Annotated in this window: 9 protein-coding genes; 3 read left to right on the top strand and 6 right to left on the bottom strand. The window is 68.9% G+C overall.

Annotated features, from left to right (window positions below; all coding sequences use genetic code 11):
* Nucleotides 1–3: 3 nt before the first annotated feature.
* Entirely contained in the window at nt 4–576 is a 573-nt protein-coding gene (locus AVHM3334_RS14985; RefSeq protein ID WP_284413540.1) for an NAD(P)H-dependent oxidoreductase, read from the bottom strand.
* A 35-nt stretch (nt 577–611) separates the two neighbouring features.
* Nucleotides 612–1,955: a D-amino acid dehydrogenase gene (locus AVHM3334_RS14980; protein WP_284413538.1), complete on the bottom strand. Its 1,344-nt coding sequence runs from the start codon at nt 1,953–1,955 to the stop codon at nt 612–614.
* A gap of 88 nt (nt 1,956–2,043) precedes the next feature.
* On the opposite strand from AVHM3334_RS14980, the gene AVHM3334_RS14975 reads away from it, so the two are divergent.
* Nucleotides 2,044–2,955, top strand: coding sequence for a LysR family transcriptional regulator ArgP (locus AVHM3334_RS14975; protein WP_284413537.1), 912 nt, complete (start codon nt 2,044–2,046; stop codon nt 2,953–2,955).
* 53 nt (nt 2,956–3,008) lie between these two features.
* On the top strand, nt 3,009–3,629 hold the full coding sequence (locus AVHM3334_RS14970; RefSeq protein WP_284413535.1) for a TetR/AcrR family transcriptional regulator: 621 nt from the start codon (nt 3,009–3,011) through the stop codon (nt 3,627–3,629).
* A 90-nt stretch (nt 3,630–3,719) separates the two neighbouring features.
* Here AVHM3334_RS14970 and AVHM3334_RS14965 read toward each other — a convergent pair whose 3' ends face one another.
* Both AVHM3334_RS14965 and AVHM3334_RS14960 read right to left on the bottom strand, forming a co-directional pair.
* The gene (locus AVHM3334_RS14965) at nt 3,720–4,598 is read right to left on the bottom strand and encodes a metallophosphoesterase (RefSeq protein WP_284413533.1); all 879 of its coding nucleotides are present in this window, start codon (nt 4,596–4,598) and stop codon (nt 3,720–3,722) included.
* Nucleotides 4,599–4,629: 31 nt separating this feature from the next.
* On the bottom strand, nt 4,630–5,604 hold the full coding sequence (locus AVHM3334_RS14960) for a LysR family transcriptional regulator (RefSeq protein ID WP_284413531.1): 975 nt from the start codon (nt 5,602–5,604) through the stop codon (nt 4,630–4,632).
* Nucleotides 5,605–5,731: 127 nt separating this feature from the next.
* Here AVHM3334_RS14960 and AVHM3334_RS14955 point away from each other — a divergent pair, with 127 nt between their 5' ends.
* Complete coding sequence (locus AVHM3334_RS14955) at nt 5,732–6,172, top strand: hypothetical protein (protein ID WP_284413529.1); 441 nt, start codon at nt 5,732–5,734, stop codon at nt 6,170–6,172.
* Nucleotides 6,173–6,236: 64 nt separating this feature from the next.
* Here AVHM3334_RS14955 and AVHM3334_RS14950 read toward each other — a convergent pair whose 3' ends face one another.
* Together AVHM3334_RS14950 and AVHM3334_RS14945 are read right to left on the bottom strand one after the other, a co-directional pair.
* Nucleotides 6,237–9,347 carry an efflux RND transporter permease subunit gene (locus tag AVHM3334_RS14950; protein ID WP_284413527.1) on the bottom strand — a complete coding sequence of 1,037 codons (3,111 nt, stop codon included), beginning with the start codon at nt 9,345–9,347 and terminating at the stop codon, nt 6,237–6,239.
* Nucleotides 9,344–12,511, bottom strand: a complete 3,168-nt coding sequence (locus AVHM3334_RS14945; RefSeq protein ID WP_284413525.1) for an efflux RND transporter permease subunit — start codon at nt 12,509–12,511, stop codon at nt 9,344–9,346. Before AVHM3334_RS14945 ends, AVHM3334_RS14950 begins: the two co-directional genes overlap by 4 nt.
* Between the last annotated feature and the right edge of the window lie 32 nt (nt 12,512–12,543).

The raw sequence follows: 12,543 nt of genomic DNA, 5'->3' as shown, positions 1-12,543 counted from the left end.
TATTCATCTAGGGGGTTGTGCTATTAAAAACGTAGCGGCTGCCGCGATGGCCGCCGCATCGGCCTGCACCGCGCCCGGCGGGCCGCCCTTGCCCCACAGGGCGCCGCCCCAGGCCATCGACAGGAACTGAGCGCACAGCTGTACCGAATCGATCATCGGCTGGGCCTTGGCGCGGTCGCCGCTGGTGGTGATGAGCCGCAGCGTCTTGGCCGCCATCGGCTCCTTGAACGGCTGGCCGGGAATGCGCATCCAGCCGCTCCAGTGGTCCAGGTAGGTCTTGAGCGGCGAGGGAATGCTGTACCAGTACACGGGCGCGACGAAGACGATGTCGCTCGCGGCGAGCGTGGCCTCCAGCAGCGTCTTCATGTCGCCCGTGGGCGCCGGGTACTGCCCGCTGGTGTGGCGCTGGTCCACGAAGGGCGGCAGGTCCATCCGCGCCAGGTTCAACCAGGTCTGGGCGGTGTCCGCCGGCAGGGCCGCGGCGGCCTGCCGGGCCAGCCATTCGGTATTGCCGACCTGGCCGGGCTCGCGGGTGGACGTGGTGAGAAAGAGGGTGTGGGATGGCATGGCCGGCATGGTAGCGCCGGCCAGGGTTGCGGCCCCCGGTCAGGTCAGGCCGCGACCGGCGCGGACGCGGCGCCGCCCGCAGCCATGCCCTGGCCCAGGAAGCCGAAAGCCATGGCCGGGCGCTCGCCGCTGATCAGCTCGGCCACCGCCTTGCCCGAACCCGCGCCGTGCGTCCAGCCCAGCGTGCCGTGGCCCGCGTTGACCCACAGCTTGTCCACGCGCGTGCGGCCGATGAACGGAATGTTGGTCGGCGTGGCCGGGCGCAGGCCGGTCCAGTACTGCGGATTGCCGCCTTCCTCGGGCGTGCGGGTGTCGCACACGCCGGGCAGGATCGCCTCGATGCGGCGCGACAGCATGTGGCAGCGCGCCCGCGCCAGGGGGCTGTCCAGCGACAGGTCGTAGCCGCCCAGTTCGATGGTGCCGGCCACGCGCAGCACGTTGCCCAGGCGGCTCATGGCGATCTTCTTGCCGTCGTCGATGGTCGAGACCAGCGGCGCGCCCTCGGTTTTGAGCAGCGGGAAGGTGGCGCTGTAGCCCTTGCCGGGGTAGATCGGCAGGTCCACGCCCACGGTGCGCAGCAGCGGCGCGCTGTAGGTGCCGCATGCCACGACGATCGCCTCGGCGGTGAGGTTTTGTTCTTTTTGGCCTCCAGCGCTTGTGCTGCGTGCGCGAACAGCTACGGATTCGATAGCGCCGCCCGCCTGGTTGAGGCGCACCACGTCGTGGCCGTAGAGGAACTGCGCGCCGCGCTCGGCGCAGCGGCGGGCGAGTTCCTGCGTGAACAGGCGGGCGTCGCCGCTTTCGTCGGTGCTGGTGTACGTGCCGCCGGTGATGTGCTCGCCATAGGCGCGGAAGGCGGGCTCGATCTGCAGCAGTTCGTCGCGGCTGACCAGGCGGCGCTGCACGCCGTGGCGGCGCATCACCTCGACCGCATGGCCCGCGGCGTCGAAGGATTTCTGGTCGGTGTAGAAGTGCGCGATGCCGCGCTCCAGCCGGTGGTATTCGATGCCGGTGGCCCGCACCACGTCCTTCAGGGCGGCATGGCTGTAGGCGCCCAGGGCCACGATCTGCTGCACGTTGCGCTCGAACGCCGTGTCGTTGCACTGCGCCAGGAATTTGAGGCCCCAGCGCCACTGGTCCCAGTCGAGCTGCGGGCGAAACAGCAGCGGCGCCTCTTTGTCGAACATCCACTTGAGCGCCTTGAGCGGCGCATCGCGGTTGGCCCAGGGCTCGCAGTAGCTCACCGAGATCTGCCCCGCGTTCGCGAAACTCGTTTCCAGCGCCGGGCCGGGCTGGCGGTCCACCACGGTGACTTCGTGGCCGCGCTCGAGCAGGTGCCAGGCGGTGCTGATGCCGATGATGCCGGCGCCCAAGACGATGGTTTTCATGGGCCGGAGTGTGGATCGCGTTGCGGCGAATTAAAAGCAAAATTAAACTTCATCCAAATTCATCAGAACGCCTAATGCACGCACGCCCATGAGCAGCTTCGACCCCGCCGCGCTGGAATGCCTGGCCGCCATCGTGGAAGAGGGCGGTTTCGAGCGCGCCGCCCAGCGCCTGAATGTCACGCAATCGGCCGTCTCGCAGCGGCTGCGCGCCCTGGAGGCGCAGGTGGGCTCGGTGCTCATCGTGCGCAGCCGCCCGCTCAAGCCCACCACGGCCGGCCAGTTGCTGCTCAAGCACACGAAGCAGCTGCGCCTGCTGCGCGCCGACCTGGAGCGCGATCTGCAGGAGCTGGCACCGAGCGCCCCCGGCGGCGCGCGCGAAGACGAGCGCATCTCGATCGCCATCAACGCCGACAGCATCGCCACCTGGGCGCTGGAGGCGCTGCACGATCTGGTGCGCCAGCGCCTGCCGGTCGAGATCATCGTGGACGACCAGGATTTCACGCAGGAATGGCTGCGTTCGGGCCAGGTGCTGGGCTGCGTCACCACGCTCAAGCAGGCGCTGCGAGGCTGCAAGGTGGTGCCGCTCGGGGCCATGCACTACGTGGCGGTGGCGTCGCCGGCGCTGGCGGCGCGGTATTTGCCGCATGGGCTCACGCCGCACAATTTCCGCGACGTGCCGTTCCTGTCGTTCAACCGCAAGGACGACATGCAGGCCGAGTTCGTGATGCGCGCCTTCGGCCTCAAGCGGGTGGCGCTGCACCATCTGTTCGTGCCCAGTTCAGAAGGCCAGGTGCGCGCCGCCACTGCCGGCTGGGGCGCGGGCGTGGTACCCGAGTTGCTGGTGCGCGGTGCGCTGGCCGATGGCAGCCTGATCGACCTGGCGCCGGGGCACTCGCTGCCGATTCAGCTCTACTGGCATTGCTGGAACCTCGAATCCGAGGTGCTGGATGCGCTGTCCGAAGCGCTCACCCGCACCGCGGCCCGCATGCTGGCGGTCTGACTCCCTGGGGGCTCCTGTGCCGGGGCGGGCACGCTGTCGCTAAGATGCGCCGCATGAACACGCCCCCGCCCCGCCCGTCCTTCAAGGCGCAGATGCACCTGGCACGGGAAGAAGCCATCGTGGCAGCCGCTGGCCGGCTGCTCGGCGAAAAGGGCTTCGAGGCCATGACGCTGGACGAAGTGGCCGCCCAGGTGGGCGTGGCCAAGGCCAGCCTGTACAAGCATTTCGCCGGCAAGGACGACCTGTGCGCCGCCGCCATGGTGCATGCCGTGGACCGCCTGCAGCGGTTCCTGCAGGGCGTGCCGCCCGGCCAGTCGGCCATCGAACGCCTGCAGGCGCTGCTGCGCTGGATACTCTCGCTGCAACTGACCGACGAGATGCCGCTGCTGCTGAGCCGCAACTCCGGCCTGGCCGGCCCATTGCGCGATTGCGAGCGCTACCAGGCCGCTCTCCAGGCCGCCAGCGCGGAGATCACCACCTGGATCGTCGAGGCCCAGCAGGCCGGCCAGCTGAGCGCGCAGTGGCCGCCCGATGTGGTGCTGTGGGCGCTGCTGGCCCGCTCGGCCGATCCTCTGCCGGCCATGCTGCGGGCCACCGGCCAATACAGCGATGCACGCATCCTGGACTGCGCGGTGGAGACTTGCTTCGGCGGACTGGCGGCGCGCCCGGCCTGAGCCGGCGCGCCCTGGTGAGCGCAGGGGTCAGCGCACCAGCAGCACGGGCACTTGGCTGTTTGCCGAGCGTCTCGCCCACCGGGCCGGTCTTCACGATGCGCTGGGCGACGGCGCCCCGGCGCGCGATACGGTGGCGGTGAAGTGCGGCGCGAAGGTGTCCTGCTCGCCCTTGCGGGCATAGCCCAGCGGGTTGGCCACCACGCGGCAACGCCAGGGCGTGCCGTCGGCGAGGACGCCCTTGACCGTGTAGTCGCTCGGCGAATGCAGGTGCCCGTGCATCCAGAGCTGCGCATGGGGCAACAGATCGTCCAGCGCGTTGCAGAACCCCGCGGTGCCGGGAATCAGTCCGTAGCGCGGATCGGCGCTTTTCAGGCTGGGGGCGAAGTGCGTCACCGCGACGGTGGGGCCGTCGAACGGGCGGGCCAAGGTTTCGCGCAGCCAGGTCTGGCAAGCCAGCGATTGCTCGCGCATGGGTTCCGCCAGAAATGGCTCGCCGCCGCGGGTGCCGCCGGTCTTGCGCAGGTAGAAGTTGGCGGCCCGGAAGGCTTTCTCGCGCTGGCGCAGCCGCTGGGCGAGGTCGGTGCTGCCCTCGTCCTCGGCCAGCGCATCGAAGTCGCTCCACAGCGTGGTGCCGACGAAGCGCACGCCGTCCAGCACCATGCTTTCGCGCTCCAGCCAGATCAGGCCGAGCCGGTCGCACACCTGGCGCAGGCGCTGCTGGGCGGCGTCGAAATCCTGCATGTCGTACTCGTGGTTGCCGGGCACGAACACCACGGGCGTCGGCCAGCCCGCGAACTGCGGCAGCGGGGAAAAGCGCGCAAGGCCGAAGTCGTCGTCGGCCAGTTGCGAGCCGGACTGGTACGAGCCGATGTCGCCAGCCAGGACCAGCAGGTCGGCGCCCGGGGCGGGGCTGGGGGCGAAGGAGGGGTGGGCTTCCAGGTGCAGGTCGGACAGCAGTTGAATCTTCATGCGCCGATTGTGGAGGCTCCCGGGCCCGCCTTCAGGCCGCAGCGGGCCGGCGGGCGGTGTGCATGGCGGCCCGCACCATCGCGCCCCGCAGCCAGCGGTGGGCCGCGTCGTGCAGGCGGCGGCGGTGCCACAGCGCATCCACATGCACCGTGGGCAGCGGCATGGGCAGCGGGCGCCACACCAGTTCGCCGGCAATGCTCGCCACGCCCACGAAGTGGCGCGGCAGCACGGTGAGCAGATCGGTGGTGGTCACCACGCGCCCGGCGGTAAAGAACTGGTTCACCGTGAGCACGATGCGCCGCTCGCGGCCCAAAGCGGTCAGCGCCTCGTCGATGAACCCGTACGGCTTGCCGGAAAAGCTCACCAGCAGGTGGCGCGCGCCGCAGTACAGGTCCAGCGTCATGGGCACCTGGGCCAGCGGGTGGCCGTGGCGCATCACGCACACGTACTCGTACTCGCCGTCATACAGGCGCACGCTTTCGAACGCCACCACGGCGTCGGTCTGGGCGCGCGCGGTCAGGTCGGCCATGACCGCCGGGAAGTAGCCGACCGCCATGTCGGCGGATTCATCGTCCAGCATGCTGCGCGGGTCGCGGGTGGTGAGGGGCACCACCCGCACCGATACGCCGGGCGCCTCGCGCTCCACGATCTCCACCAAGGGCGGGATCAGCGTGGCGCCCGTGGCATCGGCCATGGCCAGCACGAACGTGGAGTTGGCGGTGGCCGGATCGAAATCACCGGGTGCCAGCGACTGCTGCAGTTGCGCCAGCGCCTGCCGCACCGGGGGCCACAGCGTGAGGGCGCGGGGTGTGGGCTGCACGCCCTGACCGCTGCGCACGACCAGGTCGTCGCCCAGCACTTCCCGCAGGCGCCGCAGGGCATTGCTCACGGCCGGCTGGGTGAGCGAGAGTTTCTGCGCGGCGCGGGTGAGGTTGCGTTCGGTCATCACCTCGTCGAACACGCGCAGCAGGTTCAGGTCGAGAGAGCGGAAGTTGAGCGGCAGCATGTTTGAATCATCACTTCAATGAATGACTGAGATTCAAAATATAAAGTGGAACAACTATGGGGTAAACCCTAAGATTCGCTCATTCGCCCGGCAATTTCGCCAAAAGCGTTTGAAAAGGGTTCTCATCATGGCAAATTTTGTACACATCGAATACCGCACCGAACATCCTGGCGTGGAGCGCGCAGAGCGCTTCGCTGCTTCCTTGAAGGGCGCCGCAGCCAGCCTTGACGGCTCGCGCGGTGCGTCTTCCCTCCTGCTGGCTGCCGTCGTGGCTGCCGTGCTGGTCGTGGCCAACCAAGTGGTGGACAGCCGCGCCGAAGGCCACATGCTGGCTGCGTGGATGGTCATGTGGGTCATCGCTTTCGCCGCCCTGGCTCTGCTGGCCGGGCCTGCCCGCCGCGCCAGCACACTGTTGCGCTCCGGCTACAAGGCATGGGCCGAAGCCCGCCGCCGCGAAGCAGAAGACGAAAAGACCTGGAACGCCGCACTGCACGACGCACGCATCATGGCCGACCTGAGCCGTGCCATGAACGGCATCGCAGTGGACAACATCCGCCGCTACTACTGAGATCGGCGGCCCGACCGGCCGCAACGTCTCCTCTTTCAAGGGCGCCCTTCCAGGCGCCCTTTTTTCATGGCTGGACCGATGCCAGGGACTCTTGGCCGCCTACCCACCGCTGCCGCCAGCGCTCCAGGCCGTAATAGATGACGGGGGTGGTGTACAGCGTCAGCAGCTGGCTCACCGCCAGGCCGCCCATGATGGCCAGACCCAGCGGCCGCCGCAACTCAGAGCCTTCGCCCGTGCCGAGCACCAGGGGCAGCGCCCCCAGGAAGCCCGCCAGATTGGTCATCAAGATGGGCCGCAGCCGCAGCGCGGCCGCCCGGCGGATGGCCTGCTGCGGCGACCGCCCATCGCGGCGCTGGGCGTCCAGTGCGAAGTCGATCATCAGGATCGCGTTCTTCATCACCACGCCAATGAGCAAAAACAGCCCCAGCAGGGCCATGAGGCTGAAGGGAGTGTTGGTGAGCCACAACGCCAGCAATGCGCCGACCCCTGCCGGCGGAACGGTCGAAAGGATCGTGAGCGGGTGGACCATGCTCTCGTAGAGCACCCCCAGCACGAGATACACCGCCAGCACCACGCCCAGGATGAGCCAGGGCTGGGAGCGCACGGCGCTGGCACGCGCGGCATCTTCCCCGGACGGCGCCAGATGCACCGACGCAGGCAGCATGACGCGCGCCATCACGGCATCCAGCGCCTGCTTGCCTTGTTCCTGCGTGACGCCGGGGGCAAGGCTGTATCCGATGTACATGGAGGCGAACAGCGCGTCGTGCCAGACCTGGTCTTCCGCCAGGCCATAGCGCCAGGTGGCAAAAGCCGTGAGCGGCACGCGAGCCCCGTCAGCGGTGAGCACCTGCAGTTGGGCAAGCGATTGCGGCTGTGCCGTGAAGCGCGGGTCCACCTCCATCACCACCCGGTACTGGTTGAGCCGGTCGTACAGCGTCGTCACCTGGCGCTGGGCATAGGAGTTGTTGAGCACGGATGCCACGGCCTGCATGTCCACCCCCAGGCGCTGGGCCGCCTCGCGGTCGATGTCCACGATCACCTGCTGGGCGCCGCCGTCGCTCACGGCCTGCACGTCCGTGAACTCCTTGGCCTCGCCCATGGCCAGCGAGACCTTCCGCGCCCAGGTCCGCAGCGCCCGAACCTCTCCCGACCGCAGAATGACGGCGGACTCCGCCTCGCCGAACGAAACGCCGCCGATCTGAATGTCCTGCTCGATGCTGGGGCTCAGCACGCCGCCCGGCACGGCAGGCGCTTTCTCGCGCAACCGGTTGACCACGGCCTGCGTCGGTTCGCCACCACGCTCCGCCAGAGGCTTCAGGCTCACGATGAAGAAACTGTTGGCGATGCTGCCGATGCCGCCGCTGGTTCCGGCCACGTGGGCCACCGCGGGGTCGGCCAGCAGGAGCCGGCGGTAGGCTTCGATCTTGGGTTGCATGACCTGGAACGAAAAGCCGTCGTCTCCGCGGATGAACGCGTGGACGATGCCGGTGTCTTGCCGCGGCATCATGATCTTGGGCAGCGACTGGTAGAGCCATGCATTCACGCCGATCACCGCCACGAAGGCGAGCAGGACCACGACGCTGTGGCGCAGCGCCCAGCCCAGGCTGCGGTCGTATCCATGGCGCAGGTCGGCCAGCATGGCGGCCCCCAGCCGCGCCGTCCAGGCGTGGCGGGCCTGCACGCGGCGCGCGCTGCGCTGGCCGCGCAGGGCGTAGGCGCACAGCACGGGAGTGAGCGTCAGCGAAACCATGAGCGAGATCACCACCGCGGCGGCGAGGGTGACCGAGAACTCTCGGAACAAGCGCTGCACCACCCCGCCCATGAACAGGATCGAAACGAAGACGACCACGAGAGCGAGCGTCATCGCCACCAGCGTGAAGCCCACCTCGCCCGCCCCACGCAGTGCGGCGCGCAATGGCGTCATGCCGCGCTCGATGTAGCGCTCCACGTTCTCCAGCACCACGATCGCATCGTCCACCACCAGGCCGGCGGCCACGATCAAGGCCATCAGGGACAGGTTGTTGAGCGAAAAGCCCGCCAAATACATCACCGTGAACGTGCCGATGAGCGACACCGGAATCGCCACGGTGGGAATGAGCGCGGTGCGCAGGCGCCCGAGAAAAGCCGCCACCACGGCCACCACGAGGGCGACCGACAGCGCCAGCGTGAAATGCGCCTCGCGCAGCGTGGCACGGATGCCCTGCGAGCGCTCGACGACGATGTCCAGCCGCGCGCTGGCCGGCACCAGCGTGCGCAGGTAGGGCAACTGCGCGTGGATCGCATCCACGGTGGCCACGGTGTTGGCACCCGGCTGGCGCCGCACCTGCAGGATCACGGCGTCACGGTCGTTGTGAAAGCCGCTGCTGTAGCGGTTCTCGGTGGAGTCGCTCACGCGGGCCACATCGGCCAGACGGACCGGCGCGTTTTCGGACCAGCGCACCACCAGCGATTCGTAGTCGGCCGCACGGGCAGGCGCGCCGTCCAGGGCCAGGGGCCAGCGGCGCCCCCCTTCCTCGACGGCGCCCAGGGGCTGCACCGACCCGGCCTGCACGATGGCCGACCTCACGTCATCCAGCGCGAGCCCCTGGTGTGCCAGTGCGCCGGGGTCGAGCTGCACGCGCACGGCGGGCAGCGAAGCCCCGCCGACCGACACGTCCGCCACGCCCGGAACCTGTGCGATCTTCTGCGCGAGGATGGTCGATGCCGCGTCGTACAAGGCCGATGGCGCGAGGTGTGGCGAGGAAAGCGCCAGCACCACGATGGGCCGCTGCGAGGACTGGATCTTGCGGAATGTCGGGTTGCCCTTCATTCCCGCCGGCAACTGGCTGCGCACCGCGTTGATCGCCGCCTGTACGTCGCGCGCCGCGGCATCCAGGTCGCGGCCCAGCACGAATTCGAGCTTCACTTCCGTGGCGCCCTGGTTGCTGGTGGACGAAATGGCGGACACCCCGGCGATCGCGCCCAGCGCGCGTTCCAGCGGCGCGGCCACGGTGGCGGCCATGCTTTCCGGGCTGCCGCCGGGCAGGCTGGCGCTCACGCGGATCACCGGATAGTCCACTTGCGGCAGCGCAGCCACGGGCAGCAGCCGCCACGACAGCAGCCCCAGCAGGACCAGCGCCAGCGACAGCAACGACGTGGCCACCGGCCGGCGGATGCACAGGCGTGCCAGGTTCATGGCGGGTTGCCCGCCGTGTCGTCCTGCCACGTCGCACGGCGCCGCGAAAGCCTTTGGCCCAGCCGATCGAAGTACAGGTACACCACCGGCGTGGTGAACAGCGTGAGCACCTGGCTCACCACCAAGCCGCCCACCATCACGATGCCCAGCGGCTGGCGCAACTCTGCGCCCGAGCCCTGTGCGAGCATGAGGGGCAGGGCGCCCACCAGCGCGGCCAGCGTCGTCATGAGGATGGGGCGCAGCCGCAGCAGTGCTGCGCGCCGGATGGCCTCGTGGGCGGGCAGCCCGAGGCGGCGCTGCGCATCCAGCGCGAAGTCCACCATCATGATGCCGTTCTTCTTGACCAGGCCGATGAGCAGCACGATGCCGATCACCGCGATCAAATCCAGCGGCCGGCCGCTGATCAGCAGCGCCAGCAGCGCCCCCACGGTGGCCGACGGCAGCGTGGAAAGGATGGTGATGGGATGGATGGTGCTTTCGTAGAGCACTCCGAGCACGATGTACATGGTGACCACCGCCGCCAGCACCAGCCACAGCGTGTTGGACAGCGACGCCCGGAACGCCTCTGCCGCGCCCTGAAAGCGCGTCTCGATCTGTGCAGGCAGGCCGGTGGCGGCCAGTTCCCGTTCGATGGCCGACACTGCGGCCCCGAGCGACCGCCCCGTGCCGAGATTGAACGACACCGTGGCCGCGGGAAACTGCCCTTGCTGCATGACCTGCAGCGGCGCTGGCTGCTGGGTGATGCGGGCCACGGCCGACAGCGGCACGCTGCGGCCCGAGGGCGTGGAGACGAACGTGGTCTGCAGCGCATCCAGGCCGCGGGCGTGGCGGGGATCGACCTCCAGCACCACGCGGTACTGGCTGGCCTGCGTGAACAGCGTGGCGATCTGGCGCTGTGCATAGGCGTTCTGCAGGGCCGTGGCGATGTCGGCCACCGTCAACCCGAGGCGCGCGGCGGCGTCGCGGTCCACCTCCACATGCGCCTGCTGGCCCTGCTGCTGCAGGTCGCTGGCAACGTCCGCCAGTTCGCTTCGAGCGCGCAGCCGCTCCACCAGCCGCGGCACCCAAATGTCCAGCAGCGCGGGGTCGGGCGTGGTCAGGGTGAACTGGTACTGAGTGCGGCTTACGCGGTCTTCGATGGAAAGCTCCTGCACGGGCTGGAACCATGCCGTGATGCCGACCACCTGCCCGGCACGGGCGCGCAGGCTGTCCAGAATGGCAGGCGCACTGGCGTGCCGCTCGCCATGGGCGCGCAGATTGATCAGCATGCGCCCGCTGGACAGCGAGGCGTTGCTGCCGTCCACGCCGACGAACGACGACAGGCTCGCCACGTCCGGCTCCTTCAGCAGGGCATCGGCCAGCGCCTGCTGGCGCTGCGACACCACGGTAAATGAGCTTTCAGCCGGTACCTCTGTCACCACCTGCACCACGCCGCTGTCCTGCACCGGAAAGAACCCTTTAGGCACGGCCAGATAGAGCAGCACCGTGAGGACCAGCGTGGCCAGCATCACCAGCAGCGTCAGGCCCTGGTGCGCCAGCACGGTGTCGATGGCTCGGCCATAGCGTTCGAGCGCGCGGTCCATGAATCCCGGGGCCGCGCCAGTGCTTTCGCCGGGCGGCGCATGCAACGGCGCCTTGAGCAGCCGGGCGCTCATCATCGGCGTGAGCGTGAGCGACACCAGGAGCGAAATTCCGATGGCCACCGCCAGCGTGATGGCGAATTCGTGAAACAGCCGACCCACCACGTCCCGCATGAACAACAGCGGGATCAATACGGCCACCAGCGAGATGGTGAGCGAGATCAGCGTGAAGCCGATCTCCGAGGCGCCCTTGAGCGCTGCCTGCAACGGCGGCAAGCCCTGCTCGCGATGGCGCGCGATGTTCTCCAGCATGACGATGGCATCGTCCACCACGAAGCCCGTGGCGATGGTGAGTGCCATCAGGCTCAGGTTGTTGACCGAAAAACCCAGCAGGTACATCACGCCGAAGGTGCCGACCAGCGACAGCGGCACCACCACCCCAGGGATGAAGGTGGCGGTGGCGCTGCGCAGGAAAAGAAAGGTCACCAGAACGACCAGCCCCACGGCGAACACGAGTTCGAGCTGCACGTCGCGCACCGATGCACGGATGCTCTGCGTGCGGTCGGTGAGCAACGCCACCTCCACGGCGGCGGGAAGGGTGGCGGTGAGCTGCGGCAACAGGGCGCGCACCCGGTCCGCGACTTCGATCACGTTGGCGCCGGGCTGCCGCTGCACGTTCAGCAGCACGGCCGGCTGGCGGTCGGCCCACGCAGCCAGGAACCGGTCTTCCGGGCCGGGCTCGACGGTGGCGACGTCGCCCAGGCGGATCGGAGCGCCTGGCGCAGGTGCGCTCGTGCCGGTGCCGGCCCCCGCGGAGGCCACGGTGCCTGCCGGCGTGCGCCAGGCCACGATGAGCCGGCGGTAGGCCTGCGGCGAGGTGATCTGGTCGTTGGCATCGAGCAGCGTGGTGCGGTACGGGCCGTCGAAGCTGCCCTTGGGCTGGTTGGCATTGGCACCGGAAATGGCTCTGCGCACGTCTTCCATGCTCAATTGCTGGGCGGCCAGCGCCGTGGGATTGACCCGCACGCGCAGGGCAGGCCGCTGCCCGCCCGCCAGACTCACCATGCCCACGCCCGACAACTGGGCCAGCTTCTGGGCCATGCGCGTCTCGACCAGGTCATGCACCTCGTGCAATGGCAGGCTGGTCGACGTGATGGCCAAGGTGAGGATGGGAGCATCGGCCGGGTTGACCTTGCGGTAGATCGGCGGTGCTGGCAGGTCGGCGGGCAGCAGGGTCGCCGCCGTATTGAGCGCGGACTGCACGTTCTGCTCGCCCACGGCCAGATCGGCGTCCAGCATGAATTGCAGCGTGATGACCGAAGCCCCGCTGGAACTGGTGGAAGACATCTGCCTGAGGCCCGGAATCTGGCCCAGCCGGCGCTCCAGCGGTGCGGTGATCGCACGGGCCGTCACATCGGGGCTGGCCCCGGGCTGGAAGGTGAACACCTGGATGACGGGGTAGTCCACTTGCGGCAGCGCCGCCACGGGCAACAGGCGCCAGGCGATGGAGCCTGCTATCAGCAAGGCCAGCATCAGCAGCAGCGTGGCCACCGGGCGCAGGATGAAAGGGCGCGAGAGATTCATGGCGGGGTGGCAGCGGATGCGGATGCGGCAGC

Origin of the sequence: Acidovorax sp. SUPP3334 (genome assembly GCF_030159055.1) — a bacterium.
In the GTDB taxonomy this organism is placed as follows: Bacteria; Pseudomonadota; Gammaproteobacteria; order Burkholderiales; family Burkholderiaceae_C; genus Paracidovorax.
Note: the sequence above shows the minus strand (reverse complement) of the source record. Positions and strands in the feature narration are given on the sequence as shown.

Bases quoted from the DNA above. Each gene is read 5' to 3' on its own strand.
- AVHM3334_RS14985 (WP_284413540.1), bottom strand. From the start codon at position 576: ATGCCGGCCATGCCATCCCACACCCTCTTTCTCACCACGTCCACCCGC.
- AVHM3334_RS14980 (WP_284413538.1), bottom strand. From the start codon at position 1,955: ATGAAAACCATCGTCTTGGGCGCCGGCATCATCGGCATCAGCACCGCC.
- AVHM3334_RS14975 (WP_284413537.1), top strand. From the start codon at position 2,044: ATGAGCAGCTTCGACCCCGCCGCGCTGGAATGCCTGGCCGCCATCGTG.
- AVHM3334_RS14970 (WP_284413535.1), top strand. From the start codon at position 3,009: ATGAACACGCCCCCGCCCCGCCCGTCCTTCAAGGCGCAGATGCACCTG.
- AVHM3334_RS14965 (WP_284413533.1), bottom strand. From the start codon at position 4,598: ATGAAGATTCAACTGCTGTCCGACCTGCACCTGGAAGCCCACCCCTCC.
- AVHM3334_RS14960 (WP_284413531.1), bottom strand. From the start codon at position 5,604: ATGCTGCCGCTCAACTTCCGCTCTCTCGACCTGAACCTGCTGCGCGTG.
- AVHM3334_RS14955 (WP_284413529.1), top strand. From the start codon at position 5,732: ATGGCAAATTTTGTACACATCGAATACCGCACCGAACATCCTGGCGTG.
- AVHM3334_RS14950 (WP_284413527.1), bottom strand. From the start codon at position 9,347: ATGAACCTGGCACGCCTGTGCATCCGCCGGCCGGTGGCCACGTCGTTG.
- AVHM3334_RS14945 (WP_284413525.1), bottom strand. From the start codon at position 12,511: ATGAATCTCTCGCGCCCTTTCATCCTGCGCCCGGTGGCCACGCTGCTG.